This window comes from Deltaproteobacteria bacterium (assembly GCA_003696105.1).
In the GTDB taxonomy this organism is placed as follows: Bacteria; Myxococcota_A; Polyangia; order Haliangiales; family J016; genus J016.
Window position 1 is genome coordinate 12,979 of sequence record RFGE01000195.1, and the last position, 18,020, is coordinate 30,998.

Annotated in this window: 17 protein-coding genes; 6 read left to right on the forward strand and 11 right to left on the reverse strand. The window is 71.7% G+C overall.

Features of this window, described 5'->3' with window-relative positions; all coding sequences use genetic code 11:
- The first annotated feature begins 10 nt into the window (after positions 1–10).
- The 4 genes from D6689_12900 to D6689_12915 all read left to right on the forward strand — a co-directional run bounded on the left by D6689_12900 (position 11) and on the right by D6689_12915 (position 4,276).
- The gene (locus tag D6689_12900; GenBank protein RMH40734.1) at positions 11–742 is read left to right on the forward strand and encodes a flagellar motor protein MotB; all 732 of its coding nucleotides are present in this window, start codon (positions 11–13) and stop codon (positions 740–742) included.
- A complete protein-coding gene (locus D6689_12905; protein RMH40735.1) occupies positions 739–2,697 on the forward strand; it encodes a DUF115 domain-containing protein in 1,959 nt (652 codons plus the stop codon). Before D6689_12900 ends, D6689_12905 begins: the two co-directional genes overlap by 4 nt.
- A gap of 72 nt (positions 2,698–2,769) precedes the next feature.
- Entirely contained in the window at positions 2,770–3,609 is an 840-nt protein-coding gene (locus D6689_12910) for a flagellin FliC (protein ID RMH40736.1), read from the forward strand.
- Between the two features lie 235 nt (positions 3,610–3,844).
- Positions 3,845–4,276, forward strand: coding sequence for a hemerythrin domain-containing protein (locus D6689_12915; protein ID RMH40749.1), 432 nt, complete (start codon positions 3,845–3,847; stop codon positions 4,274–4,276).
- Between the two features lie 61 nt (positions 4,277–4,337).
- Here D6689_12915 and D6689_12920 read toward each other — a convergent pair whose 3' ends face one another.
- The 6 genes from D6689_12920 to pseC are packed head-to-tail and all read right to left on the reverse strand — an operon-like array spanning position 4,338 to position 9,874.
- Complete coding sequence (locus D6689_12920) at positions 4,338–5,066, reverse strand: hypothetical protein (protein ID RMH40737.1); 729 nt, start codon at positions 5,064–5,066, stop codon at positions 4,338–4,340.
- A 31-nt stretch (positions 5,067–5,097) separates the two neighbouring features.
- Positions 5,098–5,655: a GNAT family N-acetyltransferase gene (locus D6689_12925; GenBank protein RMH40738.1), complete on the reverse strand. Its 558-nt coding sequence runs from the start codon at positions 5,653–5,655 to the stop codon at positions 5,098–5,100.
- On the reverse strand, positions 5,636–6,643 hold the full coding sequence (locus D6689_12930) for a shikimate dehydrogenase (GenBank protein RMH40739.1): 1,008 nt from the start codon (positions 6,641–6,643) through the stop codon (positions 5,636–5,638). Before D6689_12930 ends, D6689_12925 begins: the two co-directional genes overlap by 20 nt.
- Positions 6,640–7,689 (reverse strand): hypothetical protein, encoded by a 1,050-nt coding sequence (locus D6689_12935; protein ID RMH40740.1) that lies wholly within the window; start codon positions 7,687–7,689, stop codon positions 6,640–6,642. Before D6689_12935 ends, D6689_12930 begins: the two co-directional genes overlap by 4 nt.
- Entirely contained in the window at positions 7,686–8,675 is a 990-nt protein-coding gene (pseB, locus tag D6689_12940) for a UDP-N-acetylglucosamine 4,6-dehydratase (inverting) (protein ID RMH40741.1), read from the reverse strand. Before pseB ends, D6689_12935 begins: the two co-directional genes overlap by 4 nt.
- Positions 8,675–9,874, reverse strand: coding sequence for a UDP-4-amino-4,6-dideoxy-N-acetyl-beta-L-altrosamine transaminase (pseC, locus tag D6689_12945; protein RMH40742.1), 1,200 nt, complete (start codon positions 9,872–9,874; stop codon positions 8,675–8,677). The genes pseB and pseC overlap by 1 nt, the downstream gene beginning before the upstream one ends.
- Before the next feature lie 209 nt (positions 9,875–10,083).
- Here pseC and D6689_12950 point away from each other — a divergent pair, with 209 nt between their 5' ends.
- Together D6689_12950 and D6689_12955 are read left to right on the forward strand one after the other, a co-directional pair.
- Entirely contained in the window at positions 10,084–10,998 is a 915-nt protein-coding gene (locus D6689_12950) for a diguanylate cyclase (protein RMH40743.1), read from the forward strand.
- Between the two features lie 106 nt (positions 10,999–11,104).
- Positions 11,105–12,565: a sigma-54-dependent Fis family transcriptional regulator gene (locus D6689_12955; protein ID RMH40744.1), complete on the forward strand. Its 1,461-nt coding sequence runs from the start codon at positions 11,105–11,107 to the stop codon at positions 12,563–12,565.
- A gap of 48 nt (positions 12,566–12,613) precedes the next feature.
- On the opposite strand, the gene D6689_12960 is transcribed toward D6689_12955, so the two are convergent.
- The 5 genes from D6689_12960 to D6689_12980 form a co-directional block, all read right to left on the reverse strand.
- Positions 12,614–13,489 (reverse strand): HDOD domain-containing protein, encoded by an 876-nt coding sequence (locus D6689_12960; protein ID RMH40745.1) that lies wholly within the window; start codon positions 13,487–13,489, stop codon positions 12,614–12,616.
- On the reverse strand, positions 13,470–13,862 hold the full coding sequence (locus D6689_12965) for a response regulator (GenBank protein ID RMH40746.1): 393 nt from the start codon (positions 13,860–13,862) through the stop codon (positions 13,470–13,472). The genes D6689_12960 and D6689_12965 overlap by 20 nt, the downstream gene beginning before the upstream one ends.
- Positions 13,859–15,643 (reverse strand): type II/IV secretion system protein, encoded by a 1,785-nt coding sequence (locus D6689_12970; protein ID RMH40747.1) that lies wholly within the window; start codon positions 15,641–15,643, stop codon positions 13,859–13,861. The genes D6689_12965 and D6689_12970 overlap by 4 nt, the downstream gene beginning before the upstream one ends.
- Positions 15,561–16,364 carry a hypothetical protein gene (locus D6689_12975; GenBank protein RMH40748.1) on the reverse strand — a complete coding sequence of 268 codons (804 nt, stop codon included), beginning with the start codon at positions 16,362–16,364 and terminating at the stop codon, positions 15,561–15,563. Before D6689_12975 ends, D6689_12970 begins: the two co-directional genes overlap by 83 nt.
- Before the next feature lie 68 nt (positions 16,365–16,432).
- A complete protein-coding gene (locus D6689_12980) occupies positions 16,433–17,707 on the reverse strand; it encodes a DUF2817 domain-containing protein (protein RMH40750.1) in 1,275 nt (424 codons plus the stop codon).
- Positions 17,708–18,020: the final 313 nt, after the last annotated feature.

Below are 18,020 nucleotides of genomic sequence, written 5' to 3' on the forward strand. Positions count from 1 at the left end.
GGAGCCGACCGTGAGCGACGAGTTCGATTTCGACGAAGGAGGCGATGAGGGTGGCGGCAGCGAGTGGATGGCGACGTTCGCCGACATGATGACGCTGCTGCTCACGTTCTTCGTGCTGTTGCTGTCGTTCGCGTCGATGGACATCACGAACTTCCGCATGGCGCTCGGGTCGGTGAAGGACGCCCTCGGCGTGGAGGTCGAGCACCCGGGCGACGTGACGGCGATCGCCACGTCCGTCGTCGAGCTGTCGAAGCGCGAGAGCACGAGCAACCTGCAGGTGTTCGAGGAGATGATGGTCTCGCGCATCCGCGAGATGGTGCGCGAAAAGGGTCTAGAGGGCACGATCGAAGCCGTCCCGGACGCGCGCGGGGTGATCGTCCGCATCACCGGCGAGATCCTGTTCGAGACAGGCGAGGCCGAGTTGCGGCCGGAGAGCAAGCCCACGCTCGACGCGGTCGCCGAGATCTGCCGCATGCTCGAGTACCCGATTTCGGTCGAGGGCCATACCGACGACCGGCCGATTCACACGTCGCGCTACGCGTCGAACTGGGAGCTGTCCACGGCGCGCGCGACCGCCGCGATGCGGTACCTCGTGGAAACCGGCGGCATCGACATCGCGCGGATGAGCGTGGCCGGCTACGCGCACATGCGCCCGATCGCATCGAACGAAACCCCCGAAGGGCGCGCTCGCAACCGGCGCGTCGAGTTTGTGTTCATACGTCCAGCGGAGCCAGCCAAATGACCGAACCCCTCGAACGACTGTGCGAACGGATGGCCCACCTCGCCGAGGTGGGCGATCGCTTCATGGATGCGTGCCTGCGCGGCGACGCGGCCGATGCGCGGCGCTGGCTCGCGCGATCTCGCGCGGCGCGCGCACAAGTCGAGCGCACCCAGCAGGAGGTGGAGCGCGCCGGCGCACCCGAGACCGCCGGCGGCATCGCATGGCTCGCGCGAGCGCGGTCGTTGGCTGCGCGTTTGCGCACGAGTGACGAGGCGGTCAAGCTGTGGCTCGAACAGCCGTTGCCGCCGGACGCGGAGTTGCTGCAAACGGGCGAGGGGGTCGAGGCATACATCGACGCGATGCTCGGGGCGACGTGGGACTACGACCACGACCTGGTCGTCCTCGCCGGCTCGAAACTCGAGCCGGTCGCGCGCGCGCTGCTCGCGCAGGGACAAAAGCGGATCGCCGCCTACGTTCCGTCCGGGGATCACGCCTACCCGCCCGAGGTCCGCGTCGCTTCGACCCACGAGGAGCTGCAGGCCATCACCCTGGCTCTCAACCCCCATCCACCGGCGCGCGTCGCGTCCAAGCGCCACCCCGACAGCGATGTGACGGCCGAGGATCACGAGGCGGCGATGACCAAGGTCGAGCGCGCGCTGTCGGAGGTCCGCGTTCAGTTCAACACGGTCAAGAATTTCGCGCCCACGTGGGTCGCCCAGGGCATCGCGAATCTTGCCGCGGTGGCGTCGTGGCCATCGATCGCGCCGCTGCGCGGCGCGTTCGCCGGCGTGCCCGCCGTCGTCGTCGCGCCGGGCCCATCTCTGGCGAAAAACGTCGACGTGCTGCGACGGCTCAAGGGACGTGCATTGATCATCACGTTCAGCCACACGCTCAAGGCGCTGGCCGCGGCGGACGTCGTCCCCGACCTCGTGCTGTGCGCCGACCCGCAGGACGTCCGCTATCACTTCGACGGCGTGTCGCTCGCGGACGTCGGCGCGATGATCAACGGCGTGACCGTGCATCCGGCGCTGTTCGAACTCGGGGCGCCGCGCTACTTCACGTTCGCCGCCAACAGCCAACTCGACGACTGGATCTACGAGTCGTTCGGCGACGAGGCGCGCCTCGACGGCGGCGGGTCGGTCGCCACGTCCGCCTGTACCCTCGCGCTGCAGCTCGGCTGCGACCCGATCGTGTTCGCGGGGCTCGACCTGTCGTTTCCCGGCGGCAAGTATTACGTGGACACCAGCTGCGACGGCCAGACCGAGGTGGTCAGGCGCGACGACGGCAGCCTCGTCGTGCGCGGCTGGAGCGAGGGCTTCAAGAACCTTCAGGTCGTGCGCGGCGCCGAGGAGTCGCGCGTACAGGCAGCGGTCGAACTGCCCGGCTACCACGGCGGCACCGTCGTGACGAACTTCATGCTCAGCCTGTTCCACAAATGGTTCGAGGAACAGGTGGCCGAGCACGGCGACCGCGTGCGGTTCATCAACGCCACGGAGGGCGGTGCTCGCATCGCCGGCACCGAGCAGCTGCCGCTGGCCGAGGTCGCGAGCCAGGTTGCGACCTCGGGCGCGGGCGATGTCGACGTCGCCGCGGTGCTCGACCGTGCGGTCGCCGACCTGGACGTTCGCGGCCGTCGAGCCGCGCTGAAGCGGCGACTCGACGACATGGTGTCCGCCGTCGATCGCGTCCGCTCTCTCGCCGGCAGGTGCCGATCCCTGGCGGCGCGCGCGGCGATCGACGACGGCGCTCTCGCGCAACTTCAACAGGTCGAGGCGCAGCTATCCGACGCACTGGCTCCGGTGTTGTTCGTGTCGCTGGTGGCGCAAGACGAAATTGCCGCGGCGGTCGGCCGCGCGCAGTCGGCCGCGTCGGTCGCGGACACGCTCGCGGCATCGAGCGATCTGTTCGCAACGATCAAGACGGTCGCCGATTGGTTGTACCCACTTCTTTCTGAGGCACGAGACAAAATCTCCTAAAGCTGCTCCGAGGGCGGTCGAATCACGGAACGTAGCGGCGTGTCGCCGCCCACACCAGAAGGAGGAGAATCCATGGCTGTCTCAATCGTTACCAACACCGCATCGCTAGGCGCGCAGCGACACCTCAGTCGCACGCAATCGCGCATGGCGGACAACATCAACCGACTGGCGTCGGGCTTGCGGATCAACCGGGCGTCCGACGACGCCGCGGGGCTGGCGATCAGCGAAAAACTCAAGTCGCAGATCCGCAGCCTGTCGCAGGCCAGCCGCAACGCCAACGACGGCGTCAGCCTCACTCAGGTCGCCGAGGGCGCAATGGATCAGATGCAGGGCATCGTGTCGCGCATGCGCGAACTCGCGATCCAGTCGGCCAACGGCACGCTCGGCGCGACCGAGCGCGGGTTCATCCAGACCGAGTTCTCGGAGCTTCGCACCGAGCTCGACCGCATCTCGTCCGTGACCGAGTTCAACGGGCAGAAGCTGCTCGACGGTTCGGCGTCCGCGGGTCTCACGATGCAGGTCGGCATCAACAACACCGCCAACGACCGCGTCACGATCAAGATCACCAAGCTGGCGTCGGACACGCTGGGGTCCAGCACGAAGCTCAGCGCGGCTTCTCTGTCGACCGCGACGAAGGCCCAGGCCGCGATCGCGGTGTTCGACAAGGCGATCAGCCAGCTGTCGGATGCCCGGGCCAAGCTCGGCGCGGCGCAAAACCGGCTGACGGTGACGATGGACAACCTGTCGGTCGCCCACGAGAACCTGTCTGCCGCCAATAGCCGGATCCGGGACGTCGACGTCGCCGAGGAAACGGCAGCGTTCACCCGCAACCAGATCCTGTCGCAGGCGGGCGTCTCCGTCCTCGCGCAGGCCAACCAGTTGCCGTCGGTGGCGCTGTCCCTCTTGGGATAGTCGCGGCGAGGATTGGCGCCGGAGAGAGGGGGCCGGCGCCAATCCCGTCTGGCCGCTCGCCCGGCTCCGCAGGGCGGCCGCAGGGCGGCCTCTGACCTGACGACGCGAGCGATCGCGAAGCGAGGTCGGAGGCCGCCTATTTTTGTTGTCGGACCGCGTAGTCGCTCCGGTCGGCGCGCGCGGGTCTCGGCGCATTGCACGTCGGGGCCGCGCGCCGTACGCTCGCTCCATGCCGTTGCGCCGGGACCCGCGGCTGCGGGCGCTTTCGTCGGACCATCATCGCGCGCTCGTGCTCGCGCGCCGGGCCGCACAGGCCGCCGACGCGGGCGGCGCCGCGGCCGCCGAGGCGTGGCGCGCGCTGGCCGACACGTTCGCGCGCGAACTCGAACCCCATTTCGCGGTGGAGGAGCAGGTGCTGCTGCCGGCCCTGCGCGAGGCAGGCCACGGCGGTCTGGTCGACCGAACGCTCGAGGATCACGTCGCGCTGCGCGCATACACGTCCGCCGACATGGAACCCGCGGCGGGACTGCGCGGCTTTGCCGACCGGCTCACATCGCACGTTCGGTTCGAGGAGCGGGAGCTGTTCGAGGTCGCCCAGCGGGCGCTGCCGGACGGTGCACTCGACGCCGTGGCCGCGGCCGCGGAGCGCGCGCAGCCGGCGCGGTGATCGCGGCCCGCGGCCGCGGCGCGCGCAGACGGCGCGGTGATCGCGGCCCGCGGCCGCGGCGCTACGACGCCTTTTGCACGACGTGCGCGTTGACCGCGGCGATGTCGGGATGGGCGCGGACGTACGCGCGCACCTCGCGCCAGGGCGCCAGACGCCGCCCCAGATCGAGCGCGCGGTACAGCGCCGCGACCGCCACGAAGTCCGCCTCGGTGTCCACCGTCCACCGCAGGTCCGAGTCGTCGCCGTCCGGGTTGGTGACGGACGCGGTCTTGAACCACTCGGGCCGGCGGTGAATCAACCAGGTCACGTGCTCGCGCGCCGGACGCGTGCCGGCGATGCGGTCGAGCCGCGCGAGCACGTCCGCGTGCAGCGCCTCGGCATCGAGTCCGCGCGGGAAGGTCCGCACGAGCACGTTGGCCGCGTAGTCGACCTGCGGCGACAGCGCGGCGATGACGTCGTCGACCACGGCGGGATCGAGCAGCGGGCAGTCGGCCGTGATGCGCACGACGCGATCGGCGTGCGCCATTCGCGCGGCGGCCGCGTACCGGCCGAGCACGTCGGTCTCGCTGCCGCGAAACACGCGCGCCCCCGCCGCCGCCGCGACCTCGGCGACCGCGTCGTCGCCCGCGGCATCGGACGTCGCGACCACGACGTCGTCCACGCGGTTGCAGCGCTGTACGCGCGCGACGACGTGCGCCAGCATCGGCGCACCGGCCAGTGGGCGCAACACCTTCCCGGGAAGGCGTGTCGACCCGGCGCGGGCCTGAACGATCGCAACGGTGCGGGTCATGGCGTGGCGGACCTCCGGCGAGCGATTGCGGTCACGGCGCGGCTGCCTGCTCCGTCCACCGATAGACGTGCCACGTCCGGCCGGCGCGCCGCGCGCACGCGCGCCAGCTGAATCCGGCGGCGCGGAAACAGCCGGCGCTCGCGCGGTTGTCGGGATGGATCCAGGCGTCGATCGGCACGCCCGGGTGGCGCCGGGCGTACGCGCGGCACGCGGCGGCGACGGCGGCGCGGCCGATCCCGGCGCCGCGATGCGCCGGATCGAGCGCAATCGACACGACCGCCGCGCCGTCGCGTGCGCGGTGTACGGGGACCACGCCGGCCGGCTCGCCGTCGCGACAGATCACCGCGAGCGACGCCGAGGGATCGCTCAGTGCGCGGGTGAACCATCGCCGGTGCTCGTCGAACGGGATGGGCCGCGGGTCAACCGACACGGCGCGCACGTCGGGCGCGTTGTTGATTTGCCACACGTACTCGCAATCCGCGGGCGTGGCGGCGCGCAGCGCGACGGCGGCGCCGCTCGCGGGCACGACGGCGGTGCCGGCCGGGTGGACGGCGCCGGGCGCGGGTCGTTCAGTCTGCGATGTCGGCATCGGTGAGCCCCGTTTCCGCCGGCAGATCGCGCGCGGCGCGCCGGCCGAGAATCGCCGGCAGCGCAGCCGGGGGAAGGCCGGGCTGTCGCTTTCCGCACCGCAGCACGGCCACGTTCGACCGGTCGAGCACCTCGCCGGCCCGAATGGGCCGCCGCGTCATGATCGTCCGCCGCGCGAACGCCCGCAGTTCGCGCTCGACGGGAAGCGGCACCTTGCGGCCGTCGCCGAGCACGCGCTCCGTCGCCCGGATGGCGCGGACCATCGCGGCCAGCTCCGCGGGTTCGACGGCGAAGGCGTGGTCCGGTCCGGGCAGTTTGTTGTCGAGCGTCACGTGCTTCTCGACGACCACAGCTCCCAGCGCCACGGCGGCGGCCGGCGCGGTGATCGGATCGCGCGTGTGGTCCGACAGCCCCGCCGGAACGCCGAACGCGTCGGCGAGCGTGCGCACCGCGCGCACGTTGGCCTGGTCCAGCGGCGTCGGGTAGCTCGCGGTACACTGCAGCAGCACGAGGTCGTCGTTGCCGGCGCCACGCACGACGTCGACGGCGGCGCCCACCTCGTCCAGCGACGCCGTCCCGGTCGACAGCAGCACGCGCTTGCCCTTGGCCGCGACGTGGCGCACGAGCGGGTGGTGCGTCATCTCGTAACTGGCGATCTTGTGCGAGGCGACGAACGGGTCCACGGCGTCCACCGATTGTTCGTCGAACGCCGACACCAGGAAGTCGATCCCGCGGTCCGCGCAGTGGCGGGCGAGCGGCTCGAGCCACGACGCGGGCATCTCGAGGTCGCGGATGATGTCGTAGATCGACCGCGGATCGCCGAGGTAATCGCTCGCGCCGGCGGAGCGCGGATACAGCTCCTCGGCCTTGAACAGCTGAAACTTGACGGCGTCGGCGCCCGCGTCCGCGGCGACGTCGACCAAGCGGTGCGCGACGTCGCGATTGCCACAGTGGTTCGATCCCGCCTCGGCGATGATGTAGCAACTCATGCGGCAGCCTCCGTGCGCGCGGCGACGAGCTTTGCCAGCGCATCGGCGACGCGGTCGGCGCCGCGTCCGTCGACCAACTCGCTGAACCGGCGCGCCAACCGCCGGCGGACGGCCGCGTTGCCCGTGAGCGCCGCGATCGCGGCGGCGACGTCGCCGGCGGGCGCGTCGAGCAACCACGTCCCGCCGAGCACGTACCGGTCGCGCGCGAGCGCGGCGGCGACCTCGTGCTGGTTGCCGGCGATCACGAACGCGGCGGTCGGCACGCCGAAGTACGCGAGCTCCCACAGCACGGTGCCGGCCGCGCAGATCGCCGCGTCGGCCGTCGCCATCAACCACGCGACGTCGCGCGGCGCGCGCGCCAGCTCGACCACGTGTCCGCTCGCCGTCGCGCACGCGGCGGCGGCGTCCAGCTCGCCGTCGTCGGCGTAGCCGGGCCCGACCAGGACCGTGGCGATCACCGCCGGTGCGGGCGGCAACAGCCGAAGCACGCGCGCCGCCGACCGCGTCGGATCCGAGCCGCCGAACGCGATCAGCACGCGCAGCGGCCGCCGCCGACCGCGCCGGCCGCGCGCCCGCCGAGGCCCGCCCACGTGCGCGAAAAACTCGCCGCGCAGCAGCGCGTAGCGCGGGCCGGCGAGATCGGCGCCCGTTGCGCCGTAATTGGGATCGATGGTCACGTCGGCCGGGCGGTCGCCTCGTCCGAAGTCGTCGATCACCGCGACCCCGAGCCCGGCGCGCCGGATCGCGTCGCAGTAGTCGGCGTCGAACCGGTAGCCGTCGATCACGCACGCGCCGGCGCGAAGCGCCATGGCCCGCGCCGCCGTCGCCGCGGCGTCGTCCGCCGATCCGACCGCCGCGTCGATCGCGACGACCGGAATCCCGCGTGCCTCCGCGAGCGCCGTCACGGCGCCCGCGTCCGGGCCGACGGCGATGTGAGCGGTGCCGCCGCGCCGCCGCCACGCGTCCGCCAACGCGATCGCGCGCGCCAGGTGGCCCGCGCCGACCGCCGGCGATGCGTCAGCGCGGAGCAGCAACGCGCCGGTCACGCCGCAATCCTCACCGCGCGGCCGAGCAGCGCGCGCGTCTGGTCGAGGGTGAGCCGCAGTTCGGGCCGGTCACTCGAGTACGCGACGCCCTCCGGCAGCGGCACGCCCTCGCGACGCGGCGGATCGCCGTGGAACGCAAACTCGGGGTAGATGACGATCAGGTCGCCGAGATCGTTCGCCCGCCGCGACTCCTCGACGCTCACGAGCGTCTCGTGCAGCTTTTCGCCCGGCCGAATGCCGATGGTCTCGCGCGGCACGCCGGGCGCGATCGCCTCGGCGAGGGTCACGATGTCGGTCGTCGGCAGTTTCGGAATGAAGATCTCGCCGCCGCGCATCCGCGACAGTCCCTTCAGCACGAGGTCGATCGCGCCGTCCATGTCGATCCAGAACCGCGTCATTCGCTCGTCGGTGATGGTGAGCTTGCCGCGGCGGGCCTGCTCCTCGAACAGAGGAATCACGCTGCCCGCGCTGCCCATGACGTTGCCATAGCGCACGATCGAAAACCGCGTCGGCTGGTCGCCCGCGTACGCGTTGGCCGCGATCAGCAGCTTCTCCATGCACAGCTTGGATGCGCCGTACAGGTTCGCCGGCGCGACCGCCTTGTCGGTGCTCAGCGCGATCACCTTACCGACGCCCGCCTCGAGCGCGGCCTCGACGATGTTGCGAGCGCCCTCGATATTCGTCCGCACCGCCTCGATCGGGTTGTACTCGCAGATCGGCACGTGCTTCATCGCGGCCGCGTGCACGACGATGTCGACGCCGCGAAATGCGGTGCGCAGGCGGTCGCGGTCGCGGATGTCGCCGACGAAGAACCGCAGGCGACTGTCGCGCAGCGCCCGTTCCATTCGATAGTGCTTCTGCTCGTCTCGACTGAACACGATCAGGCGGCGCAGGCGGCTGTCGCTCAGCGCCCGTTCGGTGAACGCGCGCCCGAACGAGCCGGTGCCGCCGGTGACGAGAACAGACCGTCCATCGAGAATCGACATCATGGAGTACCTCCTGCGGCGCGCCGGGCGGCGGGCGCCAGCGCGGCGATGACCGCGTCCGCGACCCGGTCGACGTCGGCGTCGGTCATCGCGGGAAACATCGGCAGACTCAGCGCGTGCCGGTAGTACTCGGCGACGCCGGGCGGATCCGGCAGGTCGCCGTATCGCGCGCGGTAGTAGGGGTGGTGCGACAGCGGGATGTAGTGGACCTGCGTGCCGATCCCGGCGGCGGCGAGCGCGCGCATGACCGTCGCGCGATCGCACCCGTACCGCTCGAACGGAACGAGGGCGATCATGAGGTGGTAGGCGGATTGGGCGTAGCTCGGCTCGCGCTGCAGCGACACGATCCCGTGCAACCGTTCGCGGTAGCGCGCCGCGATCGCGCGCCGACGCGCGAGCCACGCCGGCTGTTTGGCGAGCTGCGCGCGGCCGAGCGCGCACAGGATGTCCGGCAGCCGATAGTTGTAGCCGAGCTGTTGCACCTCGTAATACCAGGGACCGGGGCTCGGCTGAACGAACTGGTCCGGCTCGCGCGCGATGCCGTGGTGCCGCAGTCGATCGATGCGGCGCTTGAGCGCCTCGTCGCGCACGGCCACCGCGCCGCCTTCGCCGGTCGTGATGTGCTTGACCGGATGAAAGCTGAAGGTCGTCGCGTCGGCGTAGCGACACGAACCGATCGGTGCCCCGCGGTACACCGCGCCGAGCGCGTGGGCGGCGTCCTCGACGAGCCACAGGCCGTGGCGGTCGCACAGATGCCGCAAAGCGGTCAGTTCGCACGGCAAGCCGCCCAGATGCACCGCCACGACGCCCTGCGTGCGCGGCGTGACGAGCGCCTCGACCGACGGCGGGTGCAACGTGCCGGTGGTCGGATCGACGTCGGCAAACCGGACGGTCGCGCCGAGTTGGTGCGCCGCGCTGGCCGTCGCCGAGAACGTCACCGGCGAGGTGATGATCTCGTCGCCCGGCCCCAGGCCGAGCGCCGCATACGCCAGGTGGAGCGCCGCGGTGCCGTTGGCGCACGCGCTCACGTACGGCGCGCCCACGTACATCGCCAGTTCGCGTTCGAATGCGTCCACCTGTGGGCCTTGGGTGAGCCGCGCCGACCGAAGCGCGGCGACGACCGCGGCGACGTCATCGTCGTCGATCGTCTGGCGGCCGTACGGCAGGTCGGCGGCCGGGTTCCGCGTGGCGGTGGACATGGCACCCGCTTGCGAATGCGATTTTCGGACCAGCGATAACGCGCGGAGAACCCGGCCGGACGGCGCGCGGGTGTCGTCAGCGTTGACGGGCCCAACGCGCCTTCGCGCCGCGCGTGGCGCGGGCTGTCAAGTTTGACGCGCGGCGGTGCGCGCGATCACCACATTCTGGCCGTCTACGGCGGGCACGAAAGCTGCAGTCATGGCGCGACATGAGCGTCCTCCACACGTCGGGTAGCCTGGAAATCACGGTGCCGCACGTCCTCGTCGTCGACGACGATCCCGAGGTGCGCACCTATCTCACATCGACGCTGACCTCGCTCGGCTTTGCGGTCGTGGCCGTCGCCGACGGGCTCGCGGCGTTGCGCGAGATCGAACGCTGCAAACCCGACGTGGTCCTGGCGGACGTTCGGATGCCCGGCATGGACGGCATGCTGCTGCTCGATGCCGCGCGCACGGGCAACGATCTGTGCGACGTGCCCATCGTGCTGATGTCCGGCTATGCGGACGAGGCGCTCCGCGTCGAAGCCTTCGAGCGCGGCGCGGCCGACTTCGTGCTCAAACCCGTGGCGGCCGGCGACCTGGCGGCGCGACTGCGGGTGCGGGCGCGCGACGCGGCGCGGCTGGCGCGGCTCGAGCGCGACAGCCTGGTGGATGCGCTCACGGGGGTCGCGAACCGCCGCGCGGTCCAGCGCGCGCTCGACACCGAGCTGCGCCGGGCCCGCCGCAATCGCCGCAGTCTGGCCATTTTGGTCATCGACATCAACGACTTCAAGGACATCAACGACACACACGGGCACTTGGCCGGCGACGAGGTGCTTCGCCAGGTCGCGCGACGCCTGCGCATGACCTTGCGCGCGACCGACGTGGTCGGCCGCATCGGCGGGGACGAGTTCCTCGTGGTGTTGCCCGAGCAGGACGAGCGCGGCGCGCAGCTCGCCGCCGACCGCGTGCGGTTTGCCGCCGCCGAGGTCCGCGTCGGCGGCGCCCCCATCCGGCTGTCGATCGGGATCGCGTGGACTCCAGACGGCGAGATCGACGCCGACGATCTGTACCGGGCGGCCGACGCGACGATGTACCGCGACAAGCGAGCGGCGCGCGCCCTGCGCGCCGCCCGGATCGCGTAGAGCGCCGGCCGCCGGTTTCGCTCGGCGTGCGCCGGTCCGATCGAGCGTCGGGTTGCGGACGCCCCACATCGTTTGCCACGATGGTCGACGGGGAGCGGGCGAGTCGATGACCGCGCCGACACAGGAACGTTATCGCATCTTGGCGTTGGACGACCAGCGCGAGACGGTCCTGTCGCTGCAGCGCGCGCTGCGACCGCGGGGCTTCGACACCGAGCCGTACACCGACGCCGCGCGCGCGCTCGACGCGCTGGCGTCGCAGCCCGACAGCTACGATGCGGCGCTGTTCGATGTCGTGTTGCCGGACGTAAGCGGCATCGACGTGCTCCGCCGCGCCAAGCGGATCGCACCCGACCTCCCCGTGGTCATGCTCACCGGCGACGAGCGCGCCAAGACCGCCGTGCAAGCGCTGCACGCCGGTGCCTTCGGTTACCTCACCAAGTCGACCGACGACGTCGACAGCATCGCGCACACACTGGCGCAAGCCGCACGGCAGCGGCTGCTCCAGCGCCGCGCCGCACAGCTCGAACGCAGCCTCGAACGCGTCTACGGCTTCGAGCACATGATCGGCCAGAGCGCCGCGATGCGTCGCGTGTTCGACGCGGTCACCAAGGTGGCCGAGTCGGACTTTGGCGTGCTCGTCCGCGGCGAAAGCGGCACCGGCAAGGAACTCGTCGCTCGCGCGATCCACGAACGCAGCGCCCGTGCGTCGGGGCCGTTCGTGGCGCTCAACTGCGCCGCGCTACCGGAGGCGCTCGTCGACAGCGAGCTGTTCGGCCACGAGCGCGGCGCGTTCACCGGTGCCGTCGGCGCGCGCGAAGGCGCATTCGAGCGCGCCAACGGCGGCACGCTGTTTCTCGACGAGATCGGCGACATCCCACCCGCGGTGCAGCTTCGCCTGCTGCGCGTGCTGCAGGAGCGCGAGGTCGTCCGGGTCGGCGGCGGCGCACCGCGTCCGGTGGACGTGCGCGTGATCGCCGCAACCCACGTGGACCTCGAACGCGCGGTTTCCGACGGACGATTTCGCCAGGACCTGTACTATCGGCTCAACGTCGTCCACATCGACCTGCCGCCGCTGCGCGACCGGCTCGACGACGTGCCGCTGCTCGTCGCGCACTTCGTCGCCAAGCACGCCGACCGATCGGGCCACTCGCCGCCGACGTTTTCGCCCGCGGCGATCGAGGCGTTGTGCTCCTACGACTGGCCCGGCAATGTGCGCGAACTCGAAAACGTCGTCCAGCGACTGCTCGCGCTCGTGCCCGGTGACGAGATCCGCCCCGAGCACCTGCCCTCGCGCGTCGTCGGCGCCAGCTCCGGCCGGCTGCGCGCGGTCGTCGTGCCCGAGCCGCAGCCGGTCGTCGACGACCTGGCGTGGACCGACGGCATGCCGTTCGCCGAGGCTCGGCGGCTGGTGCAGGAACGGTTCGAGCGCGCGTACGTCACGCGCCTGCTGGACCAGGTCGACGGGAACATTGCCGAAGCGGCCCGCCGCGCGGGGATGGATCGCTCCAACTTCCGGCGCGTGATGATCCGCGCCGGCGTCACGGCCGACAAGCCCAGACGCGCATAGGCGACCGCCCTTTCGCCGTGGGCCACGGTCGCACGTGCGACGGCGCTGTCAGCGCGGCTTCGGCCGCGCGCTCGCGGTGTCTCCCAGCAGTTCGCGCGTGTACGCCGCGTAGACGTCCCACGCCGCTTCGGTCGCGCCGGCGAGCGCCTCGGCGTCCAACCCGAAGCCGTCGGCGAGATCGCGATCGGCCGCCCCGAAGTCGAAGTCGGCTCGCCCGATCGATCGGGCGAGTGCGACGAGGCGCACCGCGTCGACGATCGGCGACGGCAGCTCGAGCGCGTCGATGTCGGCTGGCGCGTGATGAAACTGCATCACGTAGGGCAGGTCCGGCGGCAGGTTCCATTTCGCTGCCACCAGTGCGCCGACGTCGCAGTGGTCGTACCCGAACGCCGCGCGCTCCCGCTCCACCTGCTCGTCGGAGTCGGGCTCGCCGACCACATCGGTGTATGCGTCCGCGCGCAGCCGCGCGAGGACGAGCGACCCGAAGTCGTGCAGCAAGCCGCACAAGAATGGTTCGCGCACGGCGATGCGCCCGGCTCGCGCGAGCGACGCGGCCAGCGCGGCACATCGCAACGACCGATCCCACAGCGCGTGGATGAACGGCGACGTCGGACCGCCGACCAGGGCGGCCGTCACCGTGAGCGCACGCACGTCGCGAAGCCCGAGTCGCACGATCGCCCCGCGGAGGTTGTCCACCGGCCGCGGAAAGTACGCGCTGTTGGCGACCTTCATGAGCCGAGCCGTGAGGCCCGGGTCCGGTGCGATCGCATCGACCACGTCGGCGAGATCGCAGTCGGGATCGGCCGTAATCGACAGGACGCGCTCGGCGACGGACGGCAGCGTCTCGAGTTGGTCCAACTCGGCGACCGCCGTCTCGAGCTCACTGAGCGTAAATTCGGTGTCGCTAGCCGGTATGACTTGCATGGATCACCTCTGCCGGCACCAGCGCGGCGGCCACCGTGCGGAGCTTGTCCCAGTCGATCGGTTTGAGGATGTAGTACGACACCCCGGCGTCGCGCGCGGCCGCGACGCGCTCGCGCGAACTCACCGCGGTGATCGCTACGTAGCGCGCAGACGATCCGGCGCGCCGCGCGGCATCGACGAGGGGCAATCCGCCGAGCCGCGGAAGCAACAAGTCGAACGTCACCACGTCGGGCGCGTGCTGCTTGATCGCGTCGAGTCCGCTGAGCCCGTCGTGCGCGATCGCGCACACGAGCAAGCCGCAGTCGGTCAGCACCTCGGCGATCGACCGGGCGATCGCAGCCGATTGCTCGACGACGACGACGCGCGCGGTCATGGTGCACCTGCCTGCATGAGCACGCGGTGGATCTCGGCGACGGTCGTCTTGCCTTCGAACAGCAGCTCGATCCCTCGCCGAACCATGTCTTCCATGCCGTTTTCGCGCGCCGCGGCGGCCAGCTCGGCGGTCGTCGCGCCGTCTGCGATCATCTGTCGCATCCGATCGGTGACCTCCATCAGCTCGTAGACCAGCAGGCGGCCTTTGTAGCCGGTAAAGTCACAGTCGGCGCAGCCGCGAGCGCGGCGCCACCTGACGCCCGGCAACGCGGCTCCGGGCAATACCGACGCGACCTCGTCGGCCGACGGCGAGTACACTTCGCTGCATACCGGGCACACTTTGCGAATCAGGCGCTGCGCCAAGATCGCGTTGACGGTCGGCGCAATCGTGTAGCGCGGAATCCCGAGTTCGATCATGCGCTGGATCGCCGACGGCGCGTCGTTCGTGTGCAGCGTCGACAGCAGTAGGTGTCCGGTCATCGCGGCCTCGGTCGCGATCACGCCGGTCTCGCGATCGCGGATTTCGCCGACGAGAATGACGTCCGGGTCCTGGCGCAAGATCGCGCGCAGCGCGAGGGCGAACGTGACGCCGCGCTTGGGGTTGACCGCGATCTGGTTGAGCCCGCGGATCTGATACTCGATCGGATCTTCGATGGTGACGATGTTGATGGTGGGATCCATCCGCTCGAACAGCGACGCGTACAGGGTCGTGCTCTTGCCCGATCCGGTCGGGCCGGTGACGAGCACCATGCCGTGCGGCTTGCGAATCTGTGCGCGGAGCCGGTCGAGCACGGCGCCGCCGAAGCCCAGATCGGCAAGCGACCGCTGCACGTTGGACTGGCCGAGCATGCGGATGACAACCTTCTCGCCGTGCGCCACCGGGACCACCGAAATGCGCAGGTCGACCTCTTGGCCGTCTTTGCGCATACGCACGCGCCCGTCCTGTGGCACGTACCGCTCCGCGATGTCGAGCTGCGCGAGCACCTTGATGCGCGACGCCACCGGCGGACCGAACGCCTTGGGGAACGTGGGCCCCTCGCGGAGCAGCCCGTCGACGCGAAACCGCACGCCGAGCGACTCGGGTCCGGGCTCGATGTGGATGTCCGACGCGCCGAGCGCGAGCGCGCGCGCGAGCAGACGGTCGACGACCTTGACGACCTGGTCGGACTCGCCATCCTCGCGCAGCCGCGCGACCTCGGCGGCGCTCAGCGACAGATCCTCGACGGACATCGTCTCCAGGTCCGAGACGTCTTCGTCGGCGTAGAACTGGCGGAATCCCTGCTCGAGATCCGACGGCGGCACGACGACGGGTTGGACCGGCGCGCCGACCAGCGACGCCACGTGGTCGAATGCCTCGATCGCGGTCGGGTTGGCGGTCGCGACGTACACCTCACCGCCGGCGTTGCACAGCGGCAACAGCTGGAAGCGCTTGGCGAACTCCTCCGGGACCTTCGCGATCAGGTCGCGCTCGATCTGGAAGTCCGCGAGGCGCGCGCTGGCCATGCCGAAGTGCGCGGCGATGCGCTCGGCCCACTCGGTTTCGTCGATCACCTGCGCCTGGACCAGTTGCCACGCGGGCCGCGACGTATCGTCTGGCGGCTGCGACAGCAGCGCGCGCAGCCGCGCCGTCGTGAGGCGCCCCTCCTGGACCAGCGCGTTGCCGACTCGCTGCGCGACGATCATGGCATCTCCACGTCGGTTAGCCGCCGAACATGGCGTCGATGTCGTCCTGGCCGAGTTCATCGTCGGCGCCGCCGGCGCTCGCGGCTGCCGCCGCCGCATCCGCCGATGCCGTCGCCGCCAGCGCGGCGCGGTTGAGCTCCACCAGCCTCGCGGCGAAGTCGTCGTCGCCGGCCGGTTTCGCGCCGGGCGGCGGCGGCGGCGCGGGCCGGCGGCGCGGGGCCGCGGGGATCGGGCCGACGCGCCGCGGCGACGGGGTGGACGCGCCCCTCGGTGCGGCGATGGCCGCGGAGCGCTCCCAGCCGGCGTCGACCGGCGCGCCGTCGACGCGAACGGCGCCGCCGGCCGCGGCGGGCGGGGCCGTCACGCGAGCCGACCCGCCGATCCGGGCCGCCGTCGATGCTGGGGTTCCGGACCGGGCCGCCGTCGATGCCCGCTGTCCGGGCGCGGCCGCCGTCGATGCCGGGGTTCCGGACCGGGCCGCCGTCGATGCCCGCTGTCCGGGCGCGGCCGGACGGCCGCTCGCCGACGCGCGCGCGTCCGCGGGCGCGACCGCGCGAGGTGCGACCGGCGAGCGATCTCGTTCGCCGGCGCCGGCCGAGGTCCGGGACGCGCTTGACGCCGCGGGCTCACGTGCGGTGGCCGACCGCGCCGCGGCGTCGAGCGCACCGCCACACTGGCCGCAAAACCGATCGCCGGCGTCGTTGTCGCCCCCGCAGCGCCCGCAGGGCACGCCGAGCGCTGCGCCGCACGCGCGGCAGTACCGCCGGTGCGGCCGGTTGGCTTCGCGACAGCTCGGGCACGCGCGGTTCGCGTCCATCATACCCGGGGTATCGGCCACCCGCGGGGCGGCTTGACCCCACCTGCGGCCGCACCCCCGCGCCCGCGCCGTCAGGCGGGTAGGTCCACGGCCAGCCGCAGACCGGCGCGGTGGATACGCCACGCCTCGGGGCCGTCCATGAACGGGATCTCCAGCGTGACGACCTCGAGCCCGCGATCCCGCCCGTACTTGGAGCCGAACGAGCCGGGCGTCGGGTAACCGATGTCGCCGACGACCGGATAGCCGGTCCGGCCGGCCATCAGCTCGGCGAGCGCGCGGCCGCTGCCGTCGTAGTTGATTACGTGCAGCGGCGAGTGCAGCGCGACGAATCGCGTCGCGCCGATGCGATCGATCAGGTCCACGAGAGCGCGCGTCTCGGGCTCGGACTCCGGGTGGGCACCCGGGAAGTAGCCCGGCCGGTGGTCGGCGCACCAATCGGCCGCGGCGAAGTTTCGGTTCAGGTCGACGTCGTTGGCGTTGTTCTTCGTGCCCGCCGCCAGACCATCTGGGTTGAGGATCGGAACGATCCACGTGTCGCGGCCGGGCGGCTCGGCGTCGAGTTCGCGCGCCAACTCGAGCAAACAGTGAACGCCGAGCGGCTCGTCGCCGTGGATCGCGCCGAACAACACCACCGGGCGTTTGTGACCGCAACCGGCCGCGGCCGCGTAGTGCACGGCGCCGATGGGCCGGCCGAGAACCGAGGCGCCGATGTCGACTTCCCGTTTCAGGTGTGTTCGAGGCGTTTGCCGACGAGCGAGGCGACGCCGTAGCCGGTGAGTGCGAGCCACGAGGCCATCAGCGCGGGCGCGTGGAACCACTGGCCGGGTACGCGCAGGACGCCTGCCGCGTCGTGGACGAGCGCGCTGCGGACGGCGACGGCCCACATGCCGATCGACAGGTAGAGGATCGCCGCAAGGGCGGCGCCGCCGGCGCCCGCCGAGGTCGACGGCGGCGCCCACGCCGCGAGCGCCCACAGCGCGAGCGCCGCGCCCAACAGCAGATAGACGGCGGCAAACCGGGCGCCCCAGTGCGAGCCGCCGAGGAGGTTCCAGGCGACCGCGATCGAGGAGGTACCGTCGCCCGGCATCACGTACGCCGCCAACACGATGGCGGCGCCGGCCGTGGCGACGAGACGCCCGGCGAGCGCCGCCGGGTATTGGGAGCGAATCAGGCACCCGGAGGCGAGCACCGCCAGTCCGGCGATCAACAGGTGTGACGCATCCCCGGGCAGCGCGCCCGGTCCGAGGGACACGGTCCACGCCGCGAGCGATGCGATGCCGACGACGGCGGCTACGACGGCGCGAGCCACCGTGGACAAGCCGCGCACGGCGGCGGCAACCCCACATGCGACCGCCGTGAGCGCGATGGCGAGGGCGCGCAGCCGCACGTCCGCGGAGGCCGAACCGAAGGCCGACCACACGAACTGCGCCGCACCACCGGCGGGGACCGCGACCGGTGCCGCGAGCGACACGACGCTGGCGCCAGCCCCCAGTGCGAGCGCGCGGCGCAGATGCGCCGCCCACGGCTCGACCGGACGCGCCATGCGCGTGCCGGTCTGCGACGCGAGGTAGGGGGGCATCTCCGGCGCGGCGGCGGCGGGCGCGGGCGCGGCGGCGCCAGCGGCGGGCGCGGGTTCGGCGGGCGCGGGCGCGGCGCCAG